This is a genomic window from Salipiger bermudensis, from assembly GCF_017309175.1.
GTDB lineage: Bacteria > Pseudomonadota > Alphaproteobacteria > Rhodobacterales > Rhodobacteraceae > Salipiger > Salipiger bermudensis.
Genome location: NZ_JAEKJV010000002.1, coordinates 284,471 through 310,714, shown reverse-complemented (window position 1 = coordinate 310,714; position 26,244 = coordinate 284,471). Strand labels below are relative to the sequence as shown.

29 protein-coding genes and 1 tRNA gene are annotated in these 26,244 nt (G+C 66.6%); 11 read left to right on the top strand and 19 right to left on the bottom strand.

Annotation, left to right across the window (positions count from 1 at the left end):
* Window positions 1–13: 13 nt before the first annotated feature.
* Window positions 14–592 carry a shikimate kinase gene (locus JF542_RS04265; RefSeq protein WP_207074855.1) on the top strand — a complete coding sequence of 193 codons (579 nt, stop codon included), beginning with the start codon at window positions 14–16 and terminating at the stop codon, window positions 590–592.
* Complete coding sequence (gene aroB / locus JF542_RS04260) at window positions 589–1,701, top strand: 3-dehydroquinate synthase (protein WP_207074854.1); 1,113 nt, start codon at window positions 589–591, stop codon at window positions 1,699–1,701. The genes JF542_RS04265 and aroB overlap by 4 nt, the downstream gene beginning before the upstream one ends.
* Before the next feature lie 497 nt (window positions 1,702–2,198).
* Here the strand turns inward: aroB and JF542_RS04255 are convergent.
* Window positions 2,199–2,272, bottom strand: a tRNA-Gly gene (locus tag JF542_RS04255).
* Between the two features lie 197 nt (window positions 2,273–2,469).
* Between JF542_RS04255 and tig the strand changes: the two genes are divergently transcribed.
* A complete protein-coding gene (gene tig / locus JF542_RS04250) occupies window positions 2,470–3,801 on the top strand; it encodes a trigger factor (RefSeq protein ID WP_007800843.1) in 1,332 nt (443 codons plus the stop codon).
* Window positions 3,802–3,826: 25 nt separating this feature from the next.
* Here tig and JF542_RS04245 read toward each other — a convergent pair whose 3' ends face one another.
* From JF542_RS04245 to rpsF, 4 genes are all read right to left on the bottom strand, one after another.
* The gene (locus tag JF542_RS04245) at window positions 3,827–4,225 is read right to left on the bottom strand and encodes a helix-turn-helix domain-containing protein (RefSeq protein WP_340689138.1); all 399 of its coding nucleotides are present in this window, start codon (window positions 4,223–4,225) and stop codon (window positions 3,827–3,829) included.
* A 289-nt stretch (window positions 4,226–4,514) separates the two neighbouring features.
* Complete coding sequence (rplI, locus tag JF542_RS04240; RefSeq protein WP_007800839.1) at window positions 4,515–5,135, bottom strand: 50S ribosomal protein L9; 621 nt, start codon at window positions 5,133–5,135, stop codon at window positions 4,515–4,517.
* Between the two features lie 12 nt (window positions 5,136–5,147).
* Entirely contained in the window at window positions 5,148–5,375 is a 228-nt protein-coding gene (gene rpsR, locus JF542_RS04235) for a 30S ribosomal protein S18 (protein WP_007800837.1), read from the bottom strand.
* 25 nt (window positions 5,376–5,400) lie between these two features.
* Window positions 5,401–5,757 (bottom strand): 30S ribosomal protein S6, encoded by a 357-nt coding sequence (gene rpsF, locus JF542_RS04230; protein WP_007800834.1) that lies wholly within the window; start codon window positions 5,755–5,757, stop codon window positions 5,401–5,403.
* A 432-nt stretch (window positions 5,758–6,189) separates the two neighbouring features.
* Between rpsF and JF542_RS04225 the strand changes: the two genes are divergently transcribed.
* Window positions 6,190–6,762 carry a YceI family protein gene (locus JF542_RS04225; protein WP_007800833.1) on the top strand — a complete coding sequence of 191 codons (573 nt, stop codon included), beginning with the start codon at window positions 6,190–6,192 and terminating at the stop codon, window positions 6,760–6,762.
* A gap of 15 nt (window positions 6,763–6,777) precedes the next feature.
* Here the strand turns inward: JF542_RS04225 and JF542_RS04220 are convergent, their stop codons facing one another.
* Together JF542_RS04220 and JF542_RS04215 are read right to left on the bottom strand one after the other, a co-directional pair.
* Window positions 6,778–7,950, bottom strand: a complete 1,173-nt coding sequence (locus tag JF542_RS04220) for an acyltransferase family protein (protein WP_207074852.1) — start codon at window positions 7,948–7,950, stop codon at window positions 6,778–6,780.
* A gap of 156 nt (window positions 7,951–8,106) precedes the next feature.
* Window positions 8,107–8,778, bottom strand: a complete 672-nt coding sequence (locus JF542_RS04215; RefSeq protein ID WP_207074851.1) for a helix-turn-helix transcriptional regulator — start codon at window positions 8,776–8,778, stop codon at window positions 8,107–8,109.
* A 203-nt stretch (window positions 8,779–8,981) separates the two neighbouring features.
* Here JF542_RS04215 and JF542_RS04210 point away from each other — a divergent pair, with 203 nt between their 5' ends.
* Genes JF542_RS04210 through JF542_RS04195 form a run of 4 tightly spaced genes read left to right on the top strand, consistent with a single transcriptional unit; the run spans window position 8,982 to window position 11,523 of the window.
* Window positions 8,982–9,200 (top strand): twin-arginine translocase TatA/TatE family subunit, encoded by a 219-nt coding sequence (locus tag JF542_RS04210; RefSeq protein WP_007800827.1) that lies wholly within the window; start codon window positions 8,982–8,984, stop codon window positions 9,198–9,200.
* 6 nt (window positions 9,201–9,206) lie between these two features.
* Window positions 9,207–9,689 (top strand): Sec-independent protein translocase protein TatB, encoded by a 483-nt coding sequence (gene tatB / locus JF542_RS04205; protein ID WP_007800825.1) that lies wholly within the window; start codon window positions 9,207–9,209, stop codon window positions 9,687–9,689.
* Window positions 9,686–10,687, top strand: coding sequence for a twin-arginine translocase subunit TatC (tatC, locus tag JF542_RS04200; protein WP_007800823.1), 1,002 nt, complete (start codon window positions 9,686–9,688; stop codon window positions 10,685–10,687). The genes tatB and tatC overlap by 4 nt, the downstream gene beginning before the upstream one ends.
* On the top strand, window positions 10,684–11,523 hold the full coding sequence (locus JF542_RS04195) for a DUF815 domain-containing protein (RefSeq protein WP_207074850.1): 840 nt from the start codon (window positions 10,684–10,686) through the stop codon (window positions 11,521–11,523). Before tatC ends, JF542_RS04195 begins: the two co-directional genes overlap by 4 nt.
* Window positions 11,524–11,612: 89 nt before the next feature.
* Here the strand turns inward: JF542_RS04195 and JF542_RS04190 are convergent, their stop codons facing one another.
* The 12 genes from JF542_RS04190 to JF542_RS04135 all read right to left on the bottom strand — a co-directional run bounded on the left by JF542_RS04190 (window position 11,613) and on the right by JF542_RS04135 (window position 23,690).
* Entirely contained in the window at window positions 11,613–12,845 is a 1,233-nt protein-coding gene (locus tag JF542_RS04190; protein WP_207074849.1) for a peptidoglycan DD-metalloendopeptidase family protein, read from the bottom strand.
* A 60-nt stretch (window positions 12,846–12,905) separates the two neighbouring features.
* Window positions 12,906–13,550 (bottom strand): protein-L-isoaspartate(D-aspartate) O-methyltransferase, encoded by a 645-nt coding sequence (locus JF542_RS04185; RefSeq protein WP_007800817.1) that lies wholly within the window; start codon window positions 13,548–13,550, stop codon window positions 12,906–12,908.
* Complete coding sequence (gene surE, locus JF542_RS04180) at window positions 13,547–14,332, bottom strand: 5'/3'-nucleotidase SurE (protein ID WP_207074848.1); 786 nt, start codon at window positions 14,330–14,332, stop codon at window positions 13,547–13,549. The genes JF542_RS04185 and surE overlap by 4 nt, the downstream gene beginning before the upstream one ends.
* A 300-nt stretch (window positions 14,333–14,632) precedes the next feature.
* Window positions 14,633–15,274, bottom strand: a complete 642-nt coding sequence (gene trhA / locus JF542_RS04175) for a PAQR family membrane homeostasis protein TrhA (RefSeq protein ID WP_007800814.1) — start codon at window positions 15,272–15,274, stop codon at window positions 14,633–14,635.
* A gap of 261 nt (window positions 15,275–15,535) precedes the next feature.
* On the bottom strand, window positions 15,536–15,823 hold the full coding sequence (locus tag JF542_RS04170; RefSeq protein WP_195903859.1) for a putative quinol monooxygenase: 288 nt from the start codon (window positions 15,821–15,823) through the stop codon (window positions 15,536–15,538).
* Between the two features lie 154 nt (window positions 15,824–15,977).
* Entirely contained in the window at window positions 15,978–18,179 is a 2,202-nt protein-coding gene (locus tag JF542_RS04165) for a 3-hydroxyacyl-CoA dehydrogenase NAD-binding domain-containing protein (protein ID WP_207074847.1), read from the bottom strand.
* Window positions 18,180–18,196: 17 nt separating this feature from the next.
* Entirely contained in the window at window positions 18,197–19,408 is a 1,212-nt protein-coding gene (locus JF542_RS04160) for an acetyl-CoA C-acetyltransferase (RefSeq protein ID WP_207074846.1), read from the bottom strand.
* A 13-nt stretch (window positions 19,409–19,421) separates the two neighbouring features.
* A complete protein-coding gene (locus tag JF542_RS04155; protein WP_207074845.1) occupies window positions 19,422–20,060 on the bottom strand; it encodes a glutathione S-transferase family protein in 639 nt (212 codons plus the stop codon).
* Between the two features lie 464 nt (window positions 20,061–20,524).
* Window positions 20,525–20,737, bottom strand: a complete 213-nt coding sequence (locus tag JF542_RS04150) for a hypothetical protein (protein WP_207074844.1) — start codon at window positions 20,735–20,737, stop codon at window positions 20,525–20,527.
* Window positions 20,738–20,798: 61 nt separating this feature from the next.
* Complete coding sequence (locus JF542_RS04145) at window positions 20,799–22,580, bottom strand: acyl-CoA dehydrogenase (protein WP_207074843.1); 1,782 nt, start codon at window positions 22,578–22,580, stop codon at window positions 20,799–20,801.
* Window positions 22,581–22,612: 32 nt separating this feature from the next.
* A complete protein-coding gene (locus tag JF542_RS04140) occupies window positions 22,613–23,011 on the bottom strand; it encodes a MerR family transcriptional regulator (protein ID WP_007800802.1) in 399 nt (132 codons plus the stop codon).
* Between the two features lie 307 nt (window positions 23,012–23,318).
* Window positions 23,319–23,690: a MerR family transcriptional regulator gene (locus tag JF542_RS04135; protein ID WP_007800800.1), complete on the bottom strand. Its 372-nt coding sequence runs from the start codon at window positions 23,688–23,690 to the stop codon at window positions 23,319–23,321.
* A 125-nt stretch (window positions 23,691–23,815) separates the two neighbouring features.
* On the opposite strand from JF542_RS04135, the gene JF542_RS04130 reads away from it, so the two are divergent.
* The 3 genes from JF542_RS04130 to JF542_RS04120 all read left to right on the top strand — a co-directional run bounded on the left by JF542_RS04130 (window position 23,816) and on the right by JF542_RS04120 (window position 26,215).
* Window positions 23,816–24,241 (top strand): PaaI family thioesterase, encoded by a 426-nt coding sequence (locus JF542_RS04130; RefSeq protein ID WP_007800796.1) that lies wholly within the window; start codon window positions 23,816–23,818, stop codon window positions 24,239–24,241.
* On the top strand, window positions 24,238–24,747 hold the full coding sequence (locus JF542_RS04125) for a PaaI family thioesterase (protein WP_207074842.1): 510 nt from the start codon (window positions 24,238–24,240) through the stop codon (window positions 24,745–24,747). Before JF542_RS04130 ends, JF542_RS04125 begins: the two co-directional genes overlap by 4 nt.
* Before the next feature lie 118 nt (window positions 24,748–24,865).
* Complete coding sequence (locus JF542_RS04120) at window positions 24,866–26,215, top strand: MATE family efflux transporter (protein WP_207074841.1); 1,350 nt, start codon at window positions 24,866–24,868, stop codon at window positions 26,213–26,215.
* The last annotated feature ends 29 nt before the right edge of the window (window positions 26,216–26,244 follow it).

Here is a 26,244-nt window from a genome sequence, read left to right as displayed (position 1 = left end):
GGTAACATTGGCGATGGATGGCCGAGATACAAGCGTGCAGGCACTGAAGCTTCGAAAGACCGTGGTTCTCGTGGGGATGATGGGGGCCGGAAAAACCGCCGTGGGCAAGGCACTTGCGGCAGCGCTGCATGTTCCTTTCCGGGATTCGGACGCCGAGATCGAGCTTGCCGCCAACATGACCATCGCCGAGATCTTCTCACGCGATGGTGAGCCGTTCTTCCGCCAGAAGGAAAGCCAGGTGATCTCGCGGCTGCTCGATGGCACGCCTTCCGTGCTCTCGACCGGGGGCGGTGCCTACATGAGCGCCGCGAACCGCAAGATGATCACCGAACGCGGCGTGGCCGTCTGGCTCGATGCCGCGCTGCCGGTGCTGTGGAACCGCGTGAAGCACAAGAACACGCGTCCGCTGCTGCGCACCCCCGATCCGCACGCCACGCTGCGCGAGATCTACGAGCAGCGCGTGCCGGTTTATGCGCTGGCCGACGTGACCGTGACCTCCGAGCAGGCCAAGACGGTCGAGGCGATGGCGCAGCGGGTGATCGAGGCGCTGAAGGCGCGTTCGGATGTATTGCAAGAGGACAAGACGGAATGAGCGGAACGGTGCATGTGGCGCTTGGCGAGCGGGCCTATGATGTGCGGATCGGCGAGGGGCTTCTGGCCCGCGCCGGGGCGGAGATCGCGCCGCTTTTGCGCCGCCCGCGCGTTGTCGTGGTGAGCGACGCCACCGTCGCGGCCGCCCATCTCGAGACCCTGCGCGGCGCGCTCGCCGCCGAGGGCATCGCCTGCGAGGCGCTGTCGCTGCCGCCCGGAGAGGCGACGAAGTGCTGGCGCGAGCTCGAGCATGTCACCGAGTGGCTGCTTGCGCAGAAGGTCGAGCGCCGCGACGTGGTGGTGGCACTTGGCGGTGGTGTGATCGGCGACCTCGTCGGCTTTGCCGCCGCGATCCTGCGCCGCGGCGTGCGTTTCGTGCAGATCCCGACCTCGCTTCTGGCGCAGGTCGACAGCTCGGTCGGCGGCAAGACCGGGATCAATTCGCCCGCCGGCAAGAACCTGATCGGCGCATTCCACCAGCCGGCGCTGGTGCTGGCCGATATCGGCGTGCTGGACACCCTGACGACCCGCGATTTCCTCGCCGGCTATGGTGAGGTGGTGAAATACGGCCTGCTGGGCGATGCCGCCTTCTTCGAGTGGCTCGAGGCCAACGCCGCAGGGGTCGCCTCGCGCGACCGGGCCGCGTTGACCCGCGCGGTGACGCGCTCGGTCGAGATGAAGGCCGAGATCGTGGTGCGCGACGAGACCGAGCAGGGGGATCGTGCGCTGCTCAATCTCGGCCACACCTTCTGCCACGCGCTCGAGGCTGCCACCGGCTATTCCGACCGGCTGCTGCATGGCGAAGGCGTGGCGATCGGCTGCGCTCTGGCCTTCGAGCTGTCGTCCCGGCTGGGGCTTTGCCCGCAGGAGGATCCCTCGCGGCTGCGGGCCCATCTCAAGGCGATGGGGATGAAGGCGGATCTGGCTGACATCCCGGGAGAGCTTCCGGGTGCCGAGGCGCTCTACGATCTCATGGGCCAGGACAAGAAGGTGGTCGATGGCGCCATCCGCTTCATCCTTGCCCGAGGCATCGGACAGGCCTTCGTGACCGCCGACGCCCCGCGCGAGACGGTGCTCAAGGTGTTGTCGGACGGGCTGGCCGGGCGCTGAGCCCGACCCTGCCGCCGGCTGCTTTAACCCTCGATTAACCGTTTCAGCCCCTGCCGTCGCAGGATCGTGCCCGAATCGTCATGGAATCGATTCTTGACGCGGCTAGCGTCCGCCCTGAGCCGCGCCGGGGGTGGTGCGGCGCTGCCTCGTCCGCGTCACTGGAGGGATCCGTCATGATGGTCATCGACCCGTTCCGCTTCGTCCTTGCCTGCTGCTTCCTGCCGGCCCGCAACGGCATGCTTGCCCAACTGATCCGCGGCAAGCGGTTCTGAAGATCGGCACGCCCGGGGCGCCCGGGCGGCTGACCTCTCGCGCCTGCGCGAGATCCAAGAGACGGTGTCGCGACCGGGACGGGCCCGCGGTCTCGATGTCGAACGGACTTCGCGGCGGCATGTTCCCGGGGTCAGCCTCATAGCACCCGCCGGCCCAGGCCAAGGCGCACGCGGGCAGATCCGGGCACATGGCGTGCCGCTCTAGCAATATCGATGTCGGAGAAATGGAGCGGGTGAAGGGAATCGAACCCTCGTCGTCAGCTTGGGAAGCTGCTGCTCTACCATTGAGCTACACCCGCGACAGGCGATTGCTTACTGCACCGGCCAAGCCTAGGCAAGCGGGATATGCGCCGACGTGTGCGGCGGGCCGCCATTGCCGCGCCGCGGCAGGCGAATCCGCCTTGCACGCATGGGCCGGGACGCATAGAAGACCGCAAATTCGACAGAGACGAGCGGCTTTGAAGAACGGGGCCGCGCAAGAACCAAGGAAGATGGTATGCAGGTCACCGAGACGCTGAATGAAGGTCTGAAACGCGCCTATGAGCTGATCCTCACCGCCGAGGAGCTGGACGCAAAGGTCAACGCCAAGCTGGCCGAGGCACAGCCCGAAATCGAGATGAAGGGTTTCCGCAAGGGCAAGGTTCCGATGCCGCTGCTGAAGAAGCAGTTCGGCCAGCGCCTGATGGGCGAGTCCATGCAGGAAGCGATCGACGAAGCCATGTCGAAGCATTTCGAGGACAGCGGCGACCGCCCGGCGCTCCAGCCCGAGGTCAAGATGACCAACGAGGACTGGAAAGAGGGCGAGGACGTCAACGTGGCGATGAGCTACGAGAAGCTCCCCGAGGTTCCCGAGGTCGACCTTTCCGGCGTCGAGATCGAAAAGCTCGTGGTCAAGGCCGATGACGCCGCCGTCGACGAGGCGCTGGCGTCGCTCGCCGAGACCGCGCAGGATTTCAACGACCGGGCCGAGGGCGCCGAGGCGCAGGACGGCGATCAGGTCGTGATCGATTTCGTCGGCAAGGTCGATGGCGAAGCCTTCGAAGGCGGCGCTGCCGAGGATTACCCGCTGGTGCTGGGCTCGGGCTCGTTCATCCCGGGTTTCGAAGAGCAGCTGACCGGCGTGAAGGCCGGTGACGAGAAGGCCGTGGAAGTGAACTTCCCGGAAGAGTACGGCGCAGAGAACCTCGCCGGCAAAGCCGCCGTGTTCGACGTGACCGTCAAGGCCGTCAAGGAGCCGGTTGCCGCCGAGATCGACGACGAGCTGGCCAAGAAGTTCGGTGCCGAGGATCTCGAGGGTCTCAAGGGCCAGATCCGCGAGCGCCTCGAGGCCGAGTATGCCGGTGCCGCCCGTCAGGTGATGAAGCGTGGCCTGCTCGACAAGCTCGACACTCTGGTCACCTTCGACCTGCCGCCGAGCCTGGTCGAGGCCGAGGCCAAGCAGATCGCGCACCAGCTCTACCACGAAGAGCACCCGGAAGATCACGGCCACGACCACGGCGAGATCGAGCCCACCGAGGAGCACAACAGCCTCGCCGAGCGCCGCGTGCGTCTTGGCCTGCTGCTCGCAGAGATGGGTCAAAAGGCCGAAGTCGAAGTGACCGATGCCGAGATGACCCAGGCGATCATGAACCAGGCTCGCCAGTACCCGGGCCAGGAACGCGCCTTCTTCGACTTCGTGCGCCAGAACGCGCAGATGCAGCAGCAGCTGCGCGCTCCGATCTTCGAGGACAAGGTCATCGATCACATCGCCGAGCAGGCCAAGGTGTCCGAGAAAGAGGTCACCAAGGAAGAGCTTCAGACCGCGGTAGAAGCGCTCGACGAAGAGTGATCCAAGGTTCGGATGGCGGGGTGCGTCAGCACCCCGTCGCCCGAAGAGGCTGTTCCGCTTGCGGGGCAGCCTTTTTCTTTGCCTGCGAGTCCTGTGCCATGGTCCGCAGCAGCTCGATCACCGCGTTGCGCTGTTCCGGCGCGAGCGGACGCAGCAGGGTCGCGGCGGTGCGGACGTCGTCGAACACCGCCTGTTCCTGCTCGGACACGGGCATGTCCGCGTCGATGAAGAACTGGTCGAGAGGCATGTCCAGCGCCTGAGAGATCAGCCAGAGCTGTGCCGCGGGAATCCGCCCCGCGCCCGTCTCATATTGATAGATCTGCTGGACATGCGCGCCGATGCGCTTGGCAAGTTCGTTCTGAGTGAGGCCGGCGCTGCGCCGGTAAAGCCTCAGCTGCGCACGGATGCGCTCTTCCAAAGTCACGTGTCTTTTCCTCTGTCTTCCCCCGACCGGGCGACGCCCCTGGCGTGTCCCGGCGTATCGCCTGTCTGACATTCCGAGACTGAAGGCAACGAAAACCACAGAGTTTTATCTATATTTGATAGTTTGTTTATTGGGTCGCTGGTTTGGGCCATTCATAGCGTGATATTGTTTCTTTCGAATATGACGCCTGTTTGAGTAATGGCGGGGGCGGAGACACGCCCAAAAGAAAAACCGCGCCGGAGGACCGGCGCGGTTTCGACATTCATGGCGATGGGCCGAGCCGGATGGCTCAGTCTTCGCGAGCCTCTTCGGCCTGACCCTCGGGGGTCTCGACCAGGTCGCCATCGTCCGAGGTGGCGGCGCCGAGATCGTCGAACAGTTCCGAGATCTCGAATTCGGCCTGGGCCTCTTCCTCGGCCGCCAGTTCCTGGATCGACTTGCCCGATGCCTGCAGCTCGGCCTCTTCGGGCGAACGTGCGACGTTGAGCTCGATCACGCACATGACCTCGGGGTGCAGGTGCACCTCGACTTCGTGCAGACCCAGTTCCTTGATCGGCAGGCGGATGATGACCTGCTTGCGGTCGATCGAGAAGCCTTCCTCGGTGGCGACATCTGCGGCGTCACGGGTGGTGACCGAGCCGTAGAGGTTGCCGCCATCGGAGGCGGAGCGAATCACGACGAACTGCTGGCCGTCGAGCTTCTCTGCCAGCGCTTCGGCTTCTTTCTTGGTCTCGAGGTTACGGGCCTCGAGCTGCGCCTTCTGGGCTTCGAAATGCGCGATGTTCTCTTTCGAGGCGGTCAGCGCCTTGCCCTGCAGCAGCAGGTAGTTGCGGGCGAAGCCGGGCTTGACGTCGACGACGTCGCCCATCTGGCCGAGCTTGGCCACGCGCTCAAGAAGAATGACTTGCATGCGAGTGCCTCCTTATTTCACGACGTAGGGCAGCAGGGCGAGGAAGCGGGCGCGCTTGATGGCGCGGGCCAGTTCACGCTGCTTCTTGGCGGACACTGCGGTGATGCGCGACGGCACGATCTTGCCGCGCTCCGAGATGTAGCGCTGCAGCAGCTTGGTGTCCTTGTAGTCGATCTTGGGTGCATTGTCGCCCGAGAAGGGGCAGACCTTGCGGCGGCGGAAAAACGGTTTTGCAGCCATGGTTTAACTCCTCTTACTCAGGGTATCAGTTGCGGCGGTCGCGACGGTTGTCACGCTCGTCACGCTTCTGCATCTGGACCGACGGGCCCTCGGCGTGCTCGTCGACCTTGATGGTCAGGACGCGCATCACGTCGTCATGCAGGCGCATCAGGCGTTCCATTTCCTGAACCGCGGTCGCCGGAGCGTCGGTCTTCAGGAAGGCGTAGTGGCCCTTGCGGTTCTTGTTGATCTTGTAGGCCATCGTCTTGACGCCCCAGTACTCGGATTCGACGACCTTGCCGCCGTTGTCCGAGAGGACGGTGCCAAAATGTTCGACGAGGCCTTCGGCCTGCGCGTTGGACAGATCCTGACGCGCAATAAAGACATGCTCGTAAAGCGGCATGTGAGCTCCATTTCTATCAAGGCGCATTTCATAGGGCAGGCATCCTCTCCACTCCTGCCCACGAGAGACTGCGCGGTTCATACGGTCTCGCGGAGGGATGCGCCCGTATACACCTCTCGGCGGGGGGATCAAGGGCCAAGACGGGCAGGGCGGAGGATCGCTGGATGGCCCGGGCCGTCGCCCAACTGCCGTGCCACCGGGTGGCGGATCCAGAAGCCAAGGAAGCTCCGCGTCGCCGGGACCGGGACGCCCAGTGGATGCCGGCGGAGCCCCGCGCATCAGGCGCCCCGTCGGCGGGCCCTCGCACGAATGCACGGTGCGGCTGTTCATTTTTCAACAGACTCTGTGGGAGGAGCTGCAGTTGCGGCGGCGCAGCATTGCCCCAATCTTTCTGTCATCGAAAACACGCACCCAACCAGTGGAGCCCACCGTATGAAATCCCTTCTCCTCGCCGGCCTCGTCGCCGCAGCACCGATCGCCGCCGCCGCCGCCCCCGAGGCCTACGAGATCGACTCGAGCCACGCCCAGATCGTGTTCAGCTACAACCACCTCGGCTTCTCGACCGGCTACGGCATGTTCTCGGGCTTTGAGGGCGATATCTCCTACGACGCCGAAGATCCGGCGGCCTCCTCGGTGGAAGTGTCCTTCCCGGTGCGCTCGATGATCACTGGCTGGGAAGCCCGCTTCGAGCACTTCATGAGCGACGATTTCTTCGGCGCGACCGATGAGGACATGGTGACCTTCACCTCCACCGGAATCGAAGTGACCGGCGACAACACCGCGCTGATCACCGGCGACCTCACCCTGAACGGCGTGACCAAGGAAGTCGTGCTCGACACCACCCTGACCCAGGCGGGCGAGCACCCGATGGAAGGCAAGCCCTGGCTCGGTTTCGTGGCCACCACCACCCTGGTCCGCTCGGACTACAATGTCGGCGCTTTCGCACCCTACGTCAGCGACGAGGTCGAGCTCGAGATCTCGCTCGAGGCGATGAAGGCCGAGTAAGGCTGGACCTGCTCCTTAGCGAGTAACCTGTTTCCCCGTGGGACCCCCGGTTTGCATCTGCTGCCGGGGGTCTTTTTCTGCCGCGACGGTTTCGGGCGGGCGCTCGTTCGGACGGAACCGGCGGAACCAGGCCTCGAGCGTGCGGAAACTGATCTCGGCCATGGCCCATGAGACGAGTGAATAGGCGATGAGCAGCAGCCAGAGGGCCGGGCCCTCGCCGATGATGCCCGGAATGCCGAGGCCGAGACCGAGGCGCGCCGTCAGGTCGAGCGCGATCAGGTGGTAGAGGTAGATGCCGTAGCTCACCTGTCCGATCCGCATGAGGGGCTGGCGGGCCAGCACATCTTGCAGCGCGCCGCGCTCGCGCACCACCAGAGCCATCAGCGTCAGCGTCATCAGAAGGTGGATCGCGAGGTTCTGCAGTCCGCGCATGTCGAACGGGGCGAATTGCATGATCAGCGCCATCAGGGCGAGCGCGGCCAGCGGCGTGGCGCGATGGGCGCAAAGCGGGCGCAGCCGGTCATAACTGCCGGGCCGGTGCAGCAGGATCGCGGCAAGCGAGCCGAGGATGATCGGCGCGTAGGTTGCGTTGAACATCCGGAAGACCAGCGGTCCCGCGGTGAGTGGCGGGTCGGCGGGCGGCATCATCACCAGGCCCACGTTCAGCGCCACCAGCGCCAGCGCCACCGGCACCCAGAACCGGCTCGGCAGCAGCATCAGCAGCAGCGGCCAGATCAGGTAATACTGTTCCTCGACCGAAAGCGACCAGGTGATCGACAACGTCGGCACGTGCTCGGTAAGGAAATTCGACAGGAAGAGATAGTAGAACGGCACCGCCTGCAGGTACTCGGTCTCGCCCTTCACGAGGATGTAGTAGGCGCAGAGCGCCGTCACCACGAAGCCATAGACCGGCAGGATGCGCAGTGCCCGGCGGATGTAGAAGTTGCGCAGCGAGAACCTCCCCCTCCGCGCGCGCTCGCGCAGAAGCAGGGTGGTGATCAGAAAGCCGCTCAGCACGAAGAAGAAGTCGACGCCAAGGAAACCCCGGTCGAGGATTTGCCAGTCCGGATCGCGCACCGGCTGGGCGTGATGCCAGAGCACCATCGCGATGCAGAGAAAACGCAGACCGTCGAGGCAGCGGAAATGGCTGCGGGCGCGGTAGGCGGCATGGCCGGTGGCATCACTCATCACGTCTGCACTTCAATCCCTCCGGCGCGCGGCCCGGTTTCCCGGAGACTGGCGCCGGTCACGTTGCCCCCGCGCCATGCTTAACAGCGCAAACGGGGGCGAGTCATGGCAGAGCTGCGGCAAGACGCGGGAATTTCGCGCCCCGTGCGTCGTGCGTCACGGTTTGCGGCCCTCGTAATCGGCCAACCGCTTGCCGGGCTCGTCGACGAAGAGGCCGGGCAGGGGCGTGAGCGCGGTGATCCTGTCGAGCCGCAGGCTGTCGAACGCACCCGTGGTTTCGTTCCACGCCACGCAGGTCCAGATCCGGCCCCAGTAGTCCAGCCGCAGCGGACGGATCTCGAGCGCGCTTCCGTCGCCCCTCAGAGTGATGCGCAGCCGCTGCCGCGCCCGGATCGCGGCGCGCACCGCGGGCATGTGGCGAAAGCCCTCGGCGGCCTCGTGGAACGGGTAGCTGGCGAACCCGAAGGCGCCGGGCTCGGGGGCACCCTCCTCGGGCAGAACCGCATCGATCTTGGCCGAGAGGCTCTGCGCCGCCTGGGCCAGCTCGGGCATTTCGCCGGCGCCGGCGCCGATCGCGGCGAGGCCCAGATGCAGCACCTCGAGCTCGGTCTCGGTGAGGGTCAGCGGTGGCAGTGTGAAGCCGCCGCGCGCGGTGTAGCCGCGCCCGCGCTCACCCTCGATCGGCACGCCCGAGGCCATGAGCACGTCCATGTCGCGGTAGATCGTGCGCACCGAGACGCCGAAGCGCTCGGCCAGCGCCTCGGCAGTGTGAAGGCGCCCGTCCTTGAGCTGCTCCATCAGGGCATAGAGCCTGTCGGTCTTTTTCATCGCGCTCTCCTCGGTGCCGGCGGGGCGGATCGAAGGTCACTGTGCCCTCCTGACATAATAGTGTCAAAGTGCATCGCATATTTCTGCGCTCAACGCCGCGCAAACGCGCCCGGCCGCTTCCGGCGCCCCGCGCGAGGCCGTAGAGATCGGGTCAGAGAGTTTACCGGACGCCCTTGAAGGCGCCCGCCACTGGAGAGAAGACAATGCTCAACAACATCGGCCTTCCGGGCCTTCTTCTGATCGCCGTCGTCGTGCTCGTGCTGTTCGGCCGCGGCAAGATTTCCAGCCTCATGGGCGAAGTCGGCAAGGGCATCACCGCCTTCAAGAAGGGCGTCGACGACGGCAAGAAAGAGCTCGAGGACGAAAAGGCGGACAGCGCCAAGGACGTCACGCCCGCCGAAGACGAAAAAGACAAGGTGTAATCCCAGATGCTGGATCTTGGTTGGTCCGAGCTTCTGGTCATCGGCATCGTTGCCCTGATCGTGGTGGGTCCGAAGGACCTGCCGGTGCTGTTCCGCAACGTGGGCCGCTTCATGGGCAAGGCCCGCGGCATGGCGCGCGAGTTCACCCGCGCGATGAACGATGCCGCAGATGAAAGCGGCGTGCGCGATGTCGCCAAGACCTTCAAGACCGCGACCAACCCGATGGGATCGGCGATGGACGGGGTGAAGGATGCGGCGCGCGCGATGACCGACCCGACGCCGGAAAAGAAGAAAGAGGGCCTCAAGGAGGACCCGAACGCGCTCGATCCCGAGCGCGAAGCGGCGAAGAAGCGCATCGAGGCAAGTGCCGCACGCTCTGCCGCAGACCGCCAGCGCCGCGAGGCCGAGGCGGCGCAGAAGCGCGCCGAGGAATCCGCCGCCAAGGCGGCGGAGCTGGAAGCGTCTCTCAAGAAAGACGGTGAGGAATGAGTCACACGGACCAAGATGAGATCGAGGACAGCTCGGCGCCGCTGATCGAGCATCTGGCGGAGCTGCGCACGCGGCTGATCCGCTCGGTGATCGCCTTCATCATCGGCATCGTGCTGGCCTTCACAGTGGCCGAGCCGATCCTGCAGTTCCTGCTCGGGCCGATCGAGGCGACGCTGCGCCAGCTCGGCGACCCGTCGCCGACGATGCAGTATACCAGCCCGCAGGAATACCTGTTCACGCTGTTCCGCATCTCGATGGTGTTCGGCTTCGGGCTGGCCTTCCCGGTGATCTCCCACCAGCTCTGGCGCTTCGTGGCGCCCGGGCTCTACAAGTCCGAGAAGGGCGCCTTCCTGCCGTTCCTCATCGCCTCGCCGGTGATGTTCCTGCTCGGTGCGAGCTTTGCGCATTTCGTCGTCACACCGCTGGCCATGGCCTTCTTCCTCGGCTTTGCCGACGTGTCGTCGATTTTTGCCAACCTGCTGTCGAATGCCGCCACCAGCGTCAGCGACGGCGTGGCCGGTGTCCCCGCCGCCTCCGAGCCGGCGGTGGTCCCCGAGACCGCCGATGGCATCCGCATCACCTTCTTCGGCAAGGTCAACGAGAGCCTCGATATCACGCTCAAGTTCATCGTCGCCTTCGGGCTGTGCTTCCAGCTTCCGGTTCTGCTCACGCTGATGGGCAAGGCCGGGCTGGTCTCGGCGCAGGGCCTTGGCAGCGTGCGGAAATACGCCATGGTGGCGATCCTTGTGCTGGCCGCGCTGGTGACCCCGCCGGACGTGACCACGCAGGTGATCCTGTTCACCGTGGTCTACGGGCTCTACGAGGTCTCGATCTTCCTCGTCCGCATCGTCGAGCGCAAGCGTGAGAAAGAGCTCAAGGAACAGGGCCTGTGGTTCGAGGACGAGCCGGACACCGAGAACGATCCGATGTTCAAGGAGTTCGACGAGGACGACGACGAACCGGATGACGATACGTCCAGGAACAAGGACAAGACGTGACCGATACGGATCTTTCCCGCATCGCGGCGGCGCTGGAGCGCATGGCTCCGGCGCCGCTCGCCGCCCCTGATTTCGATCTTGCCGAGGCTTATGTCTGGCATGTCGATCCAGACCGGCTCGAGCCGGTCGCCAAGGTAAGCCGCGTGCCGCTCGACCTGCTTCTGGGCATCGAGCGCACCCGCGACACCCTGCTTGCCAACACCGCCCAGTTCGCGCGCGGTCTGCCAGCCAACAACGCCCTGCTCTGGGGCGCGCGCGGCATGGGCAAGTCGAGCCTCGTGAAAGCCGTCTGCGCCGCCGTGCGCGACGCCGGCGAGGACGTGAAGCTGGTGGAGCTTCAGCGCGAGGATCTGGGCTCGGTGGCGCGGCTGCTGAACCTGCTGCGCGCCTCTGACAAGCGTTTCGTGCTGTTTTGCGACGACCTGTCGTTCAGTCATGACGACCAGCACTACAAGAGCCTCAAGGCGGTGCTGGACGGTGGCATCGAGGGCCGCCCCGAGAACGTGCTGTTCTACGCCACCTCGAACCGGCGCCACCTGATGCCGCGCGACATGATCGAGAACGAGCGAGGCTCGGCGATCAACCCGTCCGAGGCGGTGGAAGAGAAGGTCTCGCTGTCGGACCGGTTCGGTCTGTGGCTGGGCTTCCACCCGTGCTCGCAGGACGAGTATCTCGCGATGATCCGCGGCTATTGCGACGCATATGGCGTGGCGGTCGAGGAAGCGGAGCTGCGCGCCGAGGCGATCGAGTGGCAGGCCACCCGTGGCGCGCGCTCGGGCCGGGTGGCGTGGCAGTTCTTCACCGATCTTGCAGGACGCCGGGGCGTGGCGCTTTAGAAAGATTTTTCCTGCGAAAAATCTTCCGGGCGTCGCGGACGTGCCAGAGGCGAAGACTTTTCGTACGAAAAGTCTTCGCCTTTCGCGTTTCAGCGCAGGTAGGTCATCGGGTCGACGCTGTCGAAGCCCTTGCGCACCTCGAAATGCAGGAAGCTGGGATCGCCCGGACGCACCTTGCCGATGCTCTGGCCGCGGCTCACCGCATCGCCCTTCGAGACGGTCAGGTTGTCGAGATGGGTGTAGATCGACAGCAGCTCGTCAGGGTGGCGGATCACCACGATCTGCACGTTGTCGGTGTTGGTGGTGATCGCCGCCACGGTGCCGCTGGCCGCGGCCTTCACCGCGGTGCCCACCGGGGCCGAGATGTCGATGCCCTGGTTGTTGGCCGAGTACTCGCGGATGATGCTGCCGCTCACCGGCATCTGCATGGCGGCAGAGGCGCTGGTGCTGGCGGAGGCCTGGCTCTGGCCGATATCGGCGACCGGTTTCGGCGCGGTGGCTGCGGCTGCCGCGGGCGCGCTTGCGGCGCCGGCGACGTTGGTCGTGGCGAGCGACGGCTGGTCATCGGGCAGGGGCTGCGCTGCCGAGGGCGGCTGCGGCGTCGGCGAGCCGGTGCCCGGCGCGGTGGTGACCGATGTGGACGCCGGCGCGGCGCTCTGCTCGACCACGGGGATCAGCAGGTACTGGCCTTCGCGCAGCGTGTAGTTGCTGTCGAGCCCGTTCCAGTCCGCCAGGGTGCGCGGGGTCACGTTGTAGAGCCGCGCCACGGTATAGGCGGTCTCGCCGCGCTCGACCTTGTGACGGATCGGCTCGACTCCGGAACTGCCCGACGGTGCCGTTTGCGTCGTGGCGGGGCGGGAGGAGGCCGGGGCATTGTCGATGGCGCTGCTGGCCAGCGTCGTGATGTCGACCTCGCCCGCAGGCCGGATCGGGCCGGTGGTCGGAGCGCCCGTGGCCGGCGACGGCTCAGAGACGCGGCGGGGCAGGGCGACGACCTCTCCGGCGCGCAGGGGATCGTTGATCTCGATGCCGTTGTAGCGCGCAAGCTCGCCGGCGGGCAGGCCAACCCGGTTGGCAACATCCGCCAGCCGGTCGCCGTTGCGCGCCACCGCGACCTGGTAGTTGGGATAGGAGATCACGCCGCGATTGTCGGCCTGCGGGCGGTCGCCGACCGCGGCGAGCGCCGCTTCGCTGGTGTCGATCTGGCCGCCCATGCGCCCGCGCATGTCGTAGTCGAGCGGCTGCGAACAGGCGCCGAGCGCGGCCACGAGCGCCAGCGGCGCGGCAATCCGGATCTGCGGGAAGCGGAGGGTGCTATCCATCTCGATGTCCTCATATGCGCCCCTTGTCGCCGGGACGTCATGGATGTGAAGCCGGGCGGCCTAGCTGTCCTTTGCCAGACCTTCCACCAGCGGTACAAAACGCACGGGGCGCAGCTCGTCATACTCGTAGCCCTGCTCGGTCCGGGTGACGCGGATCAGGTGCTGCACGGTATCCGACTGGCCAACGGGCAATACCATGATACCGCCAATCCGCAACTGGGCCAAGAGCGGGCCGGGCGGATCCTCGGCGGCCGCGGTCACAAGAATGCGCTCGAAAGGTGCCTGATCCGGCAGGCCGAAGCTGCCATCTGCGGTGAAGGCGGTGATGTTCGACAGGTCGAGCGCCTCGAACACCTTGCGCGCGTCGGCCACCAGCCGCCGATGCCGGTCCACGGTGTAGACCCGGCGGGCCAGCTGGCTCAGCACCGCCGCCTGGTAGCCCGAGCCGGTGCCGACCTCGAGGACTTTCTCGCGACCCGTGAGACGCAGCGCCTGGGTCATCAGCCCGACGACCGAGGGCTGCGAGATGGTCTGCCCGCAGGGGATCGGCAGCGGCATGTCCTCGTAGGCGCGCTCGTTGAAATAGCCCTTCACGAAGGCGCCGCGGTCGATCTTCTCCATCGCCTGCAACACGCTCTGGTCGGTGACCCCGTGCGAGCGCAGCGCGAAGAGGAACTGCATCTTGGCGTCGGCGTCGAAGCTCATGCGAAGGTGCCTTCGAACCTGGCGAGCGCGGCATGATCGGTCAGGTCGGCGCGCATCGGTGTCACCGAGATGTGGCCGCCCAGGTTGACGTCGGCATCGCTGCCGGGGGTGGCAGCGACGCGCTGATCGCCGCCCCGGATCCACAGGAAGCGCCGTCCCGAGGGCGACAGGTGCGGCTCGGTCGAGAAACCGGTGCCGTCGCGACGGCCCTGCGCCGCGAGCCGCACGCCCTGGACCTTGGCCGCCGGGACGGGCGGGAAGTTGACGTTCCAGAACAGGCGGTAATCGTTGCCGCCGGTCTCCTGCGCCGAAAGGATCTGACGCACCACCGCGGCACCGTGCGCCGCGGCCGCCTCGAAGGGATTGTCGAGATCGCGGGTCTCGGGGCCGAGATACTGCGACAGCGCGATCGCCGGCAGCCCTTGCAGCGAGGCCTCGAGCGCGCCCCCGAGCGTGCCGGAATAGAGCACGTTCTCGGCCGAGTTGTTGCCGCGGTTGACACCTGACAGGACGAGATCCGGGGGCGTGTCCTTGAGCACGTCATGCACGCCGGCGAGCACGCAATCGGCGGGGCTGCCTTCGGCGGCAAAGCGGCGCGGGCCCATCTCTGCGATCATCATCGGGCGGGTATAGCTGATGCAATGCGCGACGCCCGATTGCTCGAAGGCCGGGGCCACGGTCCAGACTTCGCCGTCCGGTCCCGCGATCTCGCCTGCGATGGCCTCGAGCACGGCGAGCCCCGGCGCGTTGATGCCGTCGTCATTGGTGATGAGAATGCGCATGGAACCCCCTGTCTTTCGGCCTGAATAGGCAATGTGACAAAAGGGGGCAAGCGCCCGGGCACGATCCCTGGCCGAGTGTGGCGCGCACCGCGCGGTCTTCGATCGATCCCGCGTGTCGGGAGGCCGAGGGGGCGCTGCCCCCTCTTGGCGCTGTGCGCCAATTCACCCTCCGAGGTATTTCGAAACCTGAGAAGACAGACGTCCTGCGCCCCTGGCTTCTCTTCGTCAAAAATACTCGCGCCGGAGGCAGGCCGGACGGGGGGCGCGCAGCCGTAGAGCCGCCTCCGAAGCAGCGTCGCGTCAGCGCGCGACGAGGATGATCGCGGCGTAGTGGCTGGCGGCGGCGGCGAGCACATGGCCGTGCCAGATCGCGCGCGCATAGGGGATGCGGTTGGAATGGTGGAAGATCGTGCCGACCGTGTAGACCAGCCCTCCGGCGACCAGCAGGATCAGGGCCTCGGGCGACAACGCCTTGAGGAAGGGCCAGGCGGCGATGCCGCCGAGCCAGCCCTGGGCGAGGTAGAGCGCAAAACCGAGCCGGGCCCAGCGGTGGATCGAGCGCAGTTTCAGCGTGATGCCGACGGCCGAGATCGTCCAGGACGCTGCGGTCAGCGCCAGCCCCTCGGTGCCGCCGATGCCGAGCAGGGCCATCGGCGTGTAGGTGCCCGAGATCAGCAGGTAGATCGCCGCGTGATCGAAGCGGCGCAGCACCGCCCGTGTGGGCGCGTGCAGGGTCAGGTTGTAAGCCGCCGAGAAGCCGAAGCTGCCGATCAGCCCGAGCGCGTAGGGCACCAGCGGCCACATCGCCCCGGGGGCGCCTTCAAGGGTGGCCCAGACGAACAGCGCCGAGACCGCCGCGACCGCGAAACACACGCCCAGCACCAGCACGACACCATCTGCGATCTGTTCGGCCAACGTGTGGGGGAGGGTGTATCGGGTCATGCGTATCGTCTCGGACTTGTCTCCGGCTTTCCTGTTGGAGCGGCCGCGACGGCGGTCTCGGAGCAGGCTGCCGAAACCCGTTGGCCGACGGTGAAAGGCGCATAAAGCGAGGGAAGAACAAGATGATACGGAAATGTGGCTAAAATGTGGCGGCGCTCTGTCGCCGCGTGGGCGCGCGGCGAGGGCACGGATCCGGTCCCCCGGGCGAGGCTTGGTGCGCCCGGGCGGAAGAAGGCCCGTTTGCGGGCCTCGCGGTGGGTGTCAGGCGAGCCGCGCAAGCGGGGTCACCGTGGCCCGGCTGCCTTCGGCGATGCGCTCGAGCGCCCTTCGGAACGCCTGCGTGTGCGGCGCCTGCATATGGGCGTCGTAGGCCTCGGGGGTCTCATATTCGGCCATGAGCAACACACTGCCGCCTTTCTCGGTGAGAGCCTCGAAGCGGATGTTTCCGGGCTCCACGCGGGCGGCCTCGGCCAGTCGGGTGGCGAGGGTCTTGAGTCGGGTATCCTGTCCGGGCCGGGGAATGGCGCGGACCATGACGGAACAAGTCATCTGTCTCTCCGTGAATCTGCTGTTGAAAACGCTTTGCGCCGCGCTGCGGCGTGTGTCGCTAACATAGGCGTGATCTCGCGGATTGCACGGTCGGGGCGCATCAATAAAACGTGTCGGGACGCCCCCGAAGGGGCGTCCCACCTGCGTTTCGCGATCAGGCCGCGGCCTCCTGCGGTGCGCCGAAGCGCTCGTAGAAGCCCTCGCCGTCCTCGCCCATGTCGCGCAGCAGCGCCGGGCACGCGAAGCGGTCGCCATAGGCCTCTGCCAGCTGGTCGCAGCGCTCGGCGGCATAGGGCGTCCCGAGGATGTCGAGCCAGGAGAACGGCCCGCCGGACCATGGCGCGAAGCCCCAGCCGAGGATGGCGCCCACGTCGCCTTCGCGGATGTCCTCGAGCACGCCTTCCTCGAGCGCGCGCACCGCCTCGAGCACCTGCACGAAGAGCAGGCGGTGCTGCACCTCGGTGAGCGAGGGCTGCGCGTCCGCGACCGGATACTTCGCGGCGAGCCCGTCCCAGAGCAGCTGGCGCTTGCCCTTGTCGTCGTAGTCGTAGAAGCCGGCCTTCGCCTTGCGTCCCAGACGACCCTCGTCGGCCATCCAGAACACCACCTCGTCGACCGCGCCGTCGGGATAGGCGTCGCCCATCGCCGCCTTCGTCGCCTTGGCGATCTTCACGCCGAGATCGATCGAGGTCTCGTCGACCAGCTGCAGCGGCCCCAGCGGCATGCCCACGAGCTTGGCGGCGTTCTCGATCAGCGCCGGCTCGACGCCCTCGGCCACCATGCGGATGCCCTCGTTGATATAGGGGATGATGCAGCGGTTGGCGTAGAAGAAGCGCGCGTCGTTGACCACGATCGGGGTCTTGCGGATCTGGCGCACGAAATCGAGCGCCTTGGCCACGGCACGGGTCCCCGTCGCCTTGCCCTTGATGATCTCCACCAGCATCATCTTCTCGACCGGCGAGAAGAAGTGGATGCCGATGAACTGCTCGGGATTGCTCGCGGCCTTGGCAAGCTCGGTGATCGGCAGGGTCGAGGTGTTGGTGGCGAAGATGCAGTCCTCGCCCACATGCTCGAGCACCTTTTGCGTCACCTCGGCCTTGACCTTCGGGTCCTCGAACACCGCCTCGACGATCAGGTCGCAGCCCGCAAGCTCGGCGTAATCGTCGGTCGCGGTGATGAGGGAGAGCGCGGCGTCCTTCTTCTCCGGTGTGGCCTTTTTCCGGGCGATGCCCTTGTCCATGTAGGAGGATGTGTAGGCTTTACCCTTCTCGGCGGCCTCCTTGGACTGGTCGAGCAGCACCACCTCGATCCCGGCCATGGCCGAGACCAGCGTGATGCCGGCCCCCATCATGCCCGCGCCAAGCACACCGACCTTCTTCACCTTCTGGTCCGGCACGTCGGGCCGGTTGGCGCCTTTCTCGAGCGCCTCCTTGTTGATGAAGAGCGAGCGGATCATCGCGCTCGACGACGGGTTCAAAAGCACGTTGGTGAACCAGCGCGCCTCGATCTTGAGCGCCGTGTCGAAGGGCACGAGCGCCCCCTCGTAGACCGCAGAGAGCATCGCCTTGGCCGCCGGATAGACGCCCTTGGTCTTGCCGTTCACCATGGCCGAGGCGCCGACGAAGGTCATGAATCCCGCCGGGTGATAGGGCGCGCCGCCGGGCATCTTGTAGCCCTTCGCGTCCCACGGCTTGACGATGTCGGCGGGGCTGGCCCCCAGCAGCCAGGCCTTGGCGTCGGCCAGCGGATCCTCGGACACCTCGTCGATCAGCCCGGCGCTCTTGGCCTTCTTCGGGTCCGAGAGCTTGCCCTCGAGCAGGAAGGGCGAGGCCGCCATGGCGCCAAGCTTGCGCGACAGCCGCGTGGTGCCGCCGGCCCCGGGGAAGATGCCGACCATGATCTCGGGCAGGCCGATCTTGGCCTTGGGGTTGTCGGCGGCAAAGATCCGGTGGCAGGCCAGCGGGATCTCGAAGCCGATGCCGAGCGCGGTGCCGGGCAGGGCGCAGGCGATCGGCTTGCCGCCCTTGTTCTTGTCATCCATGCCGGCGCGCTCGATCTTCCGCAGGATGGTGTGGATCTGCATGATGCCGTCGAAGATGCTCTTCGCGGGATCGTCGCCGCCATCCTCGCGCATCTTGGCGATCACGTTGAGATCCATGCCGCCGGCAAAGCTGCCCTCCTTGCCGGAGGTCAGCACGATGCCTTTCACGGCCTCGTCGGCGAGGGCCTCGTCGATGAGCGTGTCGAGCTGCTGGAAGCCCTCGATGCTCATCACGTTCATGCTCTTGCCCGGGGTGTCCCAGGTGATGGTGGCGACGCCCTCGGCGTCGGTCTGCAGGGTGAAATCCTGGCTCATGATCTGGTGTCCTCCCGTCACACGCGTTCGATGATGGTGGCCGCGCCCATGCCCGAGGCGACGCAGAGCGTGGCAAGACCGGTGCTCTTGCCGCTGCGCTCGAGCTCGTCGAGCAGGGTGCCGATGATGATCGCGCCGGTGGCGCCGAGCGGGTGGCCCATGGCGATGGCGCCGCCGTTCACGTTGACGCGGTCATGGTCCACGTCGAAGGCCTGCATGAAGCGCAGCACCACGCTGGCGAAGGCCTCGTTGACCTCAAAGAGATCGATGTCCGAGATCGCCATGCCGCTGTCGGCGAGGATCTTCTCGGTCACCGGCACCGGGCCGGTCAGCATGATGGTCGGATCGGTGCCGATCTTGGCGGTGGCGCGGATGCGGGCGCGGGGCTTGAGCCCGTGCGCCTCGCCGAACGCCTTGGAGCCGATCAGAACCGCGGCGGAGCCGTCGACGATGCCGCTCGAGTTGCCGGCATGGTGCACGTGCTCGATCTTTTCGAGATGCGGGTATTTCATCAGCGCCAGCTGATCGAAGCCCGGCATCACCTCGCCCATCTCCTTGAACGAGGGCTTGAGCCCGCCCAGCGACTGCATGTCGGTGCCCGGGCGCATGTACTCGTCACGGTCCAGCATGGCGACGCCGTTCTGGTCGCGCACGGTGATCACCGAGCGCGAGAAGCGGTCGTCGCCCCAGGCCTCGGCGGCGCGGCGCTGGCTTTCGACGGCAAAGGCGTCGGCATCGTCGCGCGAGAAACCGTACTCGGTGGCGATGATATCGGCCGAGATGCCCTGCGGCACGAAATAGGTCTTCATGGCGAGGCTCGGGTCGACTGCGATGGCGGCACCGTCGCTGCCCATGGCAACGCGGCCCATCATCTCGACCCCGCCTGCGATGTAGCCTTCGCCGGCGCCGCCGCGCACTTGGTTGGCGGCGAGGTTCACCGCCTCCATGCCGGAGGCGCAGAAGCGGTTGATCGACAGGCCCGGGATGCGCTCGTCAAGATCCGAGGCCAGCACCGCCGAGCGCGCCAGGCAGCCACCCTGTTCGGCCACCTGCGTGGCATTGCCCCAGATCACGTCCTCGACGGCGTGACCCTCGAGCCCGTTGCGCTCCTTCAGCGCGTTCAGCGTCAGCGCCGACAGCCGCAGCGAGGTGACCTCGTGCAGGGCGCCGTCCTTGCGGCCCTTGCCGCGCGGGGTGCGCACGGCGTCGTAAATATAGGCGTCAGTCATTCTGCTCCTCCTCTCAGGCCCGGTCCGCTGGGGAGCCGGGCATCAGGTCGTATGGGTGTTTCCAGCCGTCGAGCGCCTCGATGTTCGACAGCCAGCGATCGATCTCCGGCCAGTCGCCGCGGGCGAAGCCGAAGGGTTCGGGGTAAAACAGGTAGCCGCAGCATGAGAAATCGGCATGGGTCGGGCCGTCTCCCACGATCCAGTCGCGCCCCGCGAGGTGGGCGTCGAGAACCTGGTAGGCGGCCTTCAGGCGGCCCTGGGTGAAAGCGATGACCTCGGCCGGGCGCTTGTCCTCGGGCAGGAAGTTCATCAGGAAGCGCGTCATGCCGGCCTGGCTCGAGAGCTTGTGGTTGTCCCAGAACACCCAGCGCATCACCTCGCGCGCCTCCTCGAGGGTCGCGCCGCCGAAGCGACCGGTCCTCTCGGTGATGTACATCTGGATCACGCCGGACTGGGTCAGCCTGACGTCGCCATCCACGAGTACGGGGGCTTCGCCCATCTCGTTGACCTGCGCGCGATACTCGGGGCTGCGGGTCTCGCCGTTGAAGAAGTCGACCTTCACCGGCGCCCAGTCGAGCCCGGAGAGCGCGAGGGGCAGGGCGGCTTTGTAGGCATTGCCGGACTCACCGAAGCAATAGAGTTTGATGATCATTCAGTCGTCCTTTCGGCTGCGCCTTTGGGTCGGGCAGGAGCGGGGGTTTCGCCCCCCCGCACCCCCGCGGAGTATTTTCGACGAAGAGAAGGGGCTGCCGCCGAGAGCGGGTAACCGGGTATTAAACTCGAATGCGGTAGGCTCCTCGCGCGGTACAGGCTGGAGAGCCGATGACCGCACGTGGAGAAGCGCCGCCGTCCCGCCGCAGCACTGGCCGGATGGCGGCGTGGACCGAGAGCTGCCCACCATGCCGCCGCAAGTGTTCCCCGCCGCGCGGCGCCGGGCCCGATGCGCGGTCCCTCTGCTTCTTTACGTCCCAAATACTCCACGGGGGTCCGGGGGTGTGAAACCCCCGGTCCTTCGCGCGGGATCGGCGCAGAGGATGGATCCGTGGCCGGATCAGTGGCGATCATGCTGCGCATTGGCCCTCCCTGCCGCCGCGGCTCTTGTGAGATCTGTCGTGCCTAGCGCTTGCGCGCTTCCAGCTCGGCATTGAACAGCCGCAGCCGGTGCGACAGCGTTTCGCTGTCGGTGACGCTATCGAAATGCTCGAAGAGGAAGGACAGCGCCTCGCCCTCGTCGAGCCCGGCCTCCCCGGCAAAGCGCCGCAGGCCGCGATAGCCGTCCTCGGTCATGGCGACCGACAGGCGGCGGGTCAGGCGGAAGCGTTTCGGCAAGGTCTCTCTCCTTCGGTCAGGGCGGATGGGCGGGGCCTGAGACCCCGCCGCCACCCTCGCGTCAGAAGCTTTCGACGTCCAGCGCCATCACCGGCTCGGCGCCGCTCTCGATCCGCGCCAGGTGGGTGCGGGTCGCGGGCAGCTGGCGCGCCATGTAGTAGCGCCCGGTGGCCATCTTGGCGTTGAGGAAGGCGCGGTCGGCGCCGTCCCCGGCCAGGGCAGCCTTCGCCGCCACCGCCATGCGCGCCCACATCAGGCCCAGGCAGACATGGCCGAAGAGGTGCATGAAGTCATACGACCCCGACAGCGCCTCGTTGGGGGTCTTCATGCCGTTCTGCATGAAGAACATGCCGGCCTGCTGCAGATCCTTCGACGCGGCCTTGAGCGGCTCGAGGAACTGCGCGTCAAACGCCTCGTCCTGTCCCTTGTGCTCGGCGATGAAGCGCTTGACCATGTCGAAGAAGGCCATGACGTGCTTGCCGCCATCCTGCGCCAGCTTGCGGCCCACCAGGTCCAGCGACTGGATGCCGTTGGTGCCCTCGTAGATCATCGTGATGCGCGCATCGCGGACGAACTGCTCGAGCCCCCATTCCCGGGTGAAGCCCGAGCCGCCCAGCGTCTGCTGCGCCAGAACCGCGGTCTCGAAGCCCTTGTCGGTGAGGAAGCCCTTGATCACCGGGGTCAGCAGCGAGATGAGCCCCTCGGCCTCCTTGTCGCCCGAGCGATGCGCCTGGTCGATCAGCGACGCGCCCCAGAAGACGAAGGCCCGCGCGCCCTCGGTCAGCGCCTTCTGGTCCATCAGGTTGCGGCGCACATCCGGGTGCACCATGATCGAATCCGCCGGCCCCTCGGGGTTCTTGGCCCCGGTCACGTCGCGGCCCTGCAGCCTGTCCTTGGCGAAGCCGAGCGCGTTCTGGTAGGCCACGGCCCCCTGCGCATAGCCCTGCAGGCCGACGCCCAGACGGGCTTCGTTCATCATGGTGAACATCGCCCGCATGCCCTTATGCGCCTCGCCCACGAGGAAGCCGGTGGCGCCGTCGTAGTTCATCACGCAGGTGGCGTTGCCGTGGATGCCCATCTTGTGCTCGAGCCCGCCGCAGCTCACGGCGTTGCGGTCGCCCAGAGAGCCATCCGCGTTGACCATGAATTTCGGCACGATGAACAGCGAGATGCCCTTCACCCCCTCGGGCCCCCCGGGGATCTTGGCCAGCACCAGATGGATGATGTTGTCGACCATGTCGTGCTCACCGGCGGAGATCCAGATCTTGGAGCCGGTGATCTTGTAGGTCCCGTCCTCCTGCGGCTCGGCCTTGGTCTTGATCAGGCCGAGATCGGTGCCGCAATGGGGCTCGGTGAGGTTCATCGTCCCGCCCCACTCGCAGCTCACCATCTTGGGCAGGTAGGTGGCCTTTTGCTCCTCGGAGCCATGCGCATGGATGGCGTTGTAGGCGCCATGGGTCAGACCCTGGTACATGTTGAAGGCCATGTTGGCGGAGGAGAACATCTCGCCCACCGCGGTGGAGACGAGATAGGGCAGGCCCTGGCCGCCATAGTCTGGATCGCAATCCAGCGCCGGCCAGCCGCCTTCGCGCATCTGGTTGAAGGCGTCGTGAAAGCCCTCGGGGGTGCGCACCACGCCGTTCTCCAGCGTGCAGCCCTGCGCGTCGCCCACCGGGTTCAGCGGGGCGAGCACGTTCTCGGCGAGTTTCGCCGCCTCGTCGAGGATCGCCGCGGTGGTGTCGCGGTCGAGCTCGTCATAGCCCGGAATGCCGGTGCTGCTGACGTCGAGGACGTCGTGCAGCACGAACTGCATGTCCTTCACGGGGGCGGTGTAGCTCGGCATATGTCTCCTCCTTCATGCCTCCGGCTGACAGGTCAGCCGGCCTTTTTCTGCTGCAGCTGCTGGAGCATCCTCTCGCCCCATGCCAGCTGGTCCTTCAGGTCGCTGATCGCGGCATCGAGCTCGTCGCGCTGCTTGTGCAGGTCGTCGAGCCGCTGCTGGGCGATCTCGTAGGTGCGGGCGATCTGCGTGTGCTGCTGGTCGCCCATGTCGTACAGGTCGAGCAGCTGGCGGATCTCCTCAAGGCTGAAGCCGAAGCGCTTGCCGCGCAGGATCAGCTTGAGCCGGGCGCGGTCGCGCCGGGTGAAGAGCCGTTTTTGACCTTCCCGCACCGGGAAGAGCAGCTCCTTCTGCTCGTAGAAACGCAGGGTCCGGGGGGTGACGTCGAACATGTCGCACATTTCCCGGATCGTCATCATCTGCTCGTCGCTCATTGGTTTTGCTCCCCTCACGTAGCGTTAAGATGCCGGGTGAGGTGCGCCTTCGAGCCGAGTCTTACAATGGCTAATTTGGTTGACGTAACCGAGACGCCACGTCACTTCCAGGTTGACGTAACTTCCTTTCGCGTCACCCGCATTTCGGGGACATTTCGTTACGTAAAGCCGGCGCTCCGCGAAACCGAATTCGGGGCGTGCTCAGGCGCCGCGCCGGGGATTTGCCAAAGCGCTTGCGGCCGTTCCTCATCGGAGCGGAAATAGCAGCCACGCAGGGCAGACCGTGACGAGATTCGGCCGGAGGGGCTCAGCCCTCCAGCGATTTCGCGGTGTCGTCCCGAAGCGCTTTGAGCTCGGCCATGGCCTCGTCGAGCTGGCGCTTCTGCTCGGCCAGCTCCAGCATCTGCCGGTCGGCCATCTCGAGCCAGGCCTGCATCTGCGCCTGGCTGCCCTGCTGCTCGCGCATCTCCAGCCATTGCCGGATGTCCTCGAGCTGGAAGCCGAAGCGGCGGCCGCGCAGGATAAGAACCATGCGCGCCACCTCGCGGGGGCCGTAATAGCGCGAGCGGCCCTCCCGGTCGGGGGAGAGCAGTTCGATATACTCGTAGTATCGCAGGGTGCGCGGCGTCACTTCGAAGCGCTCGCACATCTCCTTGAAGCTGAGACGGGTCTCGCTCATCTGCTCCTCCTTGATCGTGAGGCTGAACCTAGTGCGCCGGACGCTGCGGCGCAACACGATCGGCAGAGCCTTGCGAAGCCCCTGTCGCGCCCGCATAAAGGCGCCGACAGTCACGGAGGCGTCGGATGCAAGTCGACAAGACCGAGCTCGCGCGCGAGTTCATCAACCTGGTGCCGCAGGCGCGGGCGCTGCAGCTCGAGATCACCGAGATCCACGACGGCATCGCGGTGATCCGCATGCCCTACGATCCGGCGCTGGTGGGCGATCCCGACACCGGGGTGATCCACGGCGGCGCGGTCTCGACCCTGATGGACACCTGCGGCGGCGCGGCCACCATGTCGCATCCGAGCAATCCCGGCGGTACCGCCACGATCAGCCTGCGCATCGACTACCTGCGCGCCGCGACCCCCGGCCAGGCCATCGTGGCGCGGGCCGAGTGCCACCACGTGACGCGCTCGGTGGCCTTCGTGCGCGCCACCGCCCATGACGATGACCCCGACAACCCGGTGGCGACCGCCACCGGCACCTTCACCGTGGAGGGCGCGACATGAACCGCCGTCCCCCCGAACCGGTGCAGGTGGTCAAGCAACGCCGCGACGCGGCGCTCACGGCGCTGGCCGGCCGGGTGCCCTATATCCGCTTCCTGAACATTTCCTTCGACCGCCGCGGCGACGAGCTCACCGGTGTGCTGAACTACGACGACAAGCTGATCGGCAACCCGCAGCTCCCGGCGCTGCACGGCGGCGTCACCGCAGCCTTCCTCGAGGTCACCGCCATCATCACCCTGAGCTGGGGCCTGCTCTGGGAGGACGTCGAGAGCGGCGCGCTCACCCTCGACGCGCTCGAGGCCGGAGAGCTGCCGCGCCTGCCCAAGACCATCGACTTCACCGTCGACTACCTGCGTTCGGGTCTGCCGCGCGACGCCTATGCCCGCGCCCATGTCACCCGCTCGGGCCGTCGCTATGCCAGCGTCCGCGCCGAGGCCTGGCAGGACAACCACGACCGCCCCATCGCCCAGGCCCACGCGCATTTCCTGATGCCCCGCAAGGAGGGCTGACCCCACCGCCCGCAGCCCGCGTCCCCGGCTTCTTTACGTCAAAAATACTCCGGGGGAGTCCGCGCTTGCGCGGACGGGGGCAGCGCCCCCGTCCGGCCTTCCCATACCGAGCCGAGCCATGTCCGATACATCCGCCACGCCGATCACCCATTCCCGCGTTCTCAGGATCGCCATGCCGATCCTGCTGTCGAACGTGACGATCCCGATCCTCGGCGCCGTCGATACCGGCGTGGTGGGCCAGATCCCGCAGCCCGAGCCCATCGCCGCGGTCGGCGTCGGCGCCATCGTGCTTTCGGCGATCTACTGGGTGTTCGGCTTTCTCCGCATGGGCACCGTGGGGCTTGCGGCGCAGGCTGCCGGGGCCGGTGACCGGGCCGAGGTTGCCGCGCTCCTGACCCGGGCGCTGCTCATCGGCATCGGCGCAGGCGTGCTGCTGATCGCGGTGCAATGGGGCATCTTCGCCGCCGCCTTCGCGGTCTCGCCGGCCTCTCCCGAGGTCGAGGCGATGGCGCGAAGCTACATGCAGATCCGCATCTGGTCGGCACCGGCGGCCATCGCTATCTACGGCATCACCGGCTGGCTGATCGCGCAGGAGCGCACCCGCGGGGTGTTTGTCCTTCAGCTTTGGATGAACGCCATCAATGTCGGTCTCGATCTGCTCTTCGTGCTGGGCTTCGGCTGGGGCGTCGAGGGTGTCGCCATTGCCACCTTTATCGCCGAGTGGTCCGGTCTCGCCATGGGGCTGTGGCTGTGCCGCGCCACCCTGGGCCTGCCCTCGGCGCGCGACTGGTCCCGGGTCTTCGACAAGCTGCGCCTCAAGCGCATGGCGGTGGTCAACACCGATATCCTGATCCGCTCGCTGCTGCTCGAGGCAATCTTCGTTTCCTTCCTGCTGGTCGGCGGCAAGTTCGGCGATGTCACGCTCGCCGCCAACCAGGTGCTGCTGCAGTTCCTGATGATCACCGGCCACGCGCTTGACGGCTTTGCCTTTGCCGCCGAGGCGCTGGTGGGCCGGGCCTTCGGGGCCGGGCAGGTGCATCTCCTGCGGCGCGGGGCGGTCCTGACCAGCGCCTGGGCGACCGCGTCCGCCGCGCTCATGGCGCTGTGTTTCTGGCTCGCCGGCCCGGTGATCATCGACATCATGGCCACCGATCCCGGGGTCCGCGCCGAGGCGCGCAGCTACCTGCCGTGGATGGTGCTGGCACCGCTGACGCAGCTCGGGCTCACCATGTTCGACGGCATTTTCATCGGTGCCACCCGGTCGCGCGACATGCGCAACATGATGATCGTCTCGGCGGCGCTCTATTGCGTGGCGCTGGCAGTGTTCCTGGGGCCGCTGGAAAATCATGGGCTGTGGCTGGCGATGCAAATCTCTTTCGTGGCGCGCGGGCTCACCCTGGCGCTGCGCTACCCGGCGCTCGAACGTGCCGCCTATGCCGCGGCTGGACCTCTGCCGCGCGCCGCCTAGCTTGAGCCGGGATGACAGCAAGGAGACGG

Coding starts and splice junctions, on each gene's coding strand:
- JF542_RS04225 (WP_007800833.1), top strand. CDS start 6,190: ATGAAATCCCTTCTCCTCGCCGGCCTCGTCGCCGCAGCACCGATCGCC.
- JF542_RS04125 (WP_207074842.1), top strand. CDS start 24,238: ATGAACCGCCGTCCCCCCGAACCGGTGCAGGTGGTCAAGCAACGCCGC.
- surE (WP_207074848.1), bottom strand. CDS start 14,332: ATGCGCATTCTCATCACCAATGACGACGGCATCAACGCGCCGGGGCTC.
- aroB (WP_207074854.1), top strand. CDS start 589: ATGAGCGGAACGGTGCATGTGGCGCTTGGCGAGCGGGCCTATGATGTG.
- JF542_RS04215 (WP_207074851.1), bottom strand. CDS start 8,778: ATGAAAAAGACCGACAGGCTCTATGCCCTGATGGAGCAGCTCAAGGAC.
- JF542_RS04170 (WP_195903859.1), bottom strand. CDS start 15,823: ATGACTTGTTCCGTCATGGTCCGCGCCATTCCCCGGCCCGGACAGGAT.
- JF542_RS04160 (WP_207074846.1), bottom strand. CDS start 19,408: ATGACTGACGCCTATATTTACGACGCCGTGCGCACCCCGCGCGGCAAG.
- tatB (WP_007800825.1), top strand. CDS start 9,207: ATGCTGGATCTTGGTTGGTCCGAGCTTCTGGTCATCGGCATCGTTGCC.
- JF542_RS04135 (WP_007800800.1), bottom strand. CDS start 23,690: ATGAGCGAGACCCGTCTCAGCTTCAAGGAGATGTGCGAGCGCTTCGAA.
- JF542_RS04130 (WP_007800796.1), top strand. CDS start 23,816: ATGCAAGTCGACAAGACCGAGCTCGCGCGCGAGTTCATCAACCTGGTG.
- JF542_RS04265 (WP_207074855.1), top strand. CDS start 14: ATGGATGGCCGAGATACAAGCGTGCAGGCACTGAAGCTTCGAAAGACC.
- trhA (WP_007800814.1), bottom strand. CDS start 15,274: ATGACCCGATACACCCTCCCCCACACGTTGGCCGAACAGATCGCAGAT.
- JF542_RS04190 (WP_207074849.1), bottom strand. CDS start 12,845: ATGGATAGCACCCTCCGCTTCCCGCAGATCCGGATTGCCGCGCCGCTG.
- JF542_RS04145 (WP_207074843.1), bottom strand. CDS start 22,580: ATGCCGAGCTACACCGCCCCCGTGAAGGACATGCAGTTCGTGCTGCAC.
- JF542_RS04120 (WP_207074841.1), top strand. CDS start 24,866: ATGTCCGATACATCCGCCACGCCGATCACCCATTCCCGCGTTCTCAGG.
- tig (WP_007800843.1), top strand. CDS start 2,470: ATGCAGGTCACCGAGACGCTGAATGAAGGTCTGAAACGCGCCTATGAG.
- JF542_RS04220 (WP_207074852.1), bottom strand. CDS start 7,950: ATGAGTGATGCCACCGGCCATGCCGCCTACCGCGCCCGCAGCCATTTC.
- JF542_RS04210 (WP_007800827.1), top strand. CDS start 8,982: ATGCTCAACAACATCGGCCTTCCGGGCCTTCTTCTGATCGCCGTCGTC.
- rplI (WP_007800839.1), bottom strand. CDS start 5,135: ATGCAAGTCATTCTTCTTGAGCGCGTGGCCAAGCTCGGCCAGATGGGC.
- JF542_RS04165 (WP_207074847.1), bottom strand. CDS start 18,179: ATGAGCCAGGATTTCACCCTGCAGACCGACGCCGAGGGCGTCGCCACC.
- JF542_RS04155 (WP_207074845.1), bottom strand. CDS start 20,060: ATGATCATCAAACTCTATTGCTTCGGTGAGTCCGGCAATGCCTACAAA.
- rpsR (WP_007800837.1), bottom strand. CDS start 5,375: ATGGCTGCAAAACCGTTTTTCCGCCGCCGCAAGGTCTGCCCCTTCTCG.
- JF542_RS04185 (WP_007800817.1), bottom strand. CDS start 13,550: ATGAGCTTCGACGCCGACGCCAAGATGCAGTTCCTCTTCGCGCTGCGC.
- tatC (WP_007800823.1), top strand. CDS start 9,686: ATGAGTCACACGGACCAAGATGAGATCGAGGACAGCTCGGCGCCGCTG.
- JF542_RS04140 (WP_007800802.1), bottom strand. CDS start 23,011: ATGAGCGACGAGCAGATGATGACGATCCGGGAAATGTGCGACATGTTC.
- rpsF (WP_007800834.1), bottom strand. CDS start 5,757: ATGCCGCTTTACGAGCATGTCTTTATTGCGCGTCAGGATCTGTCCAAC.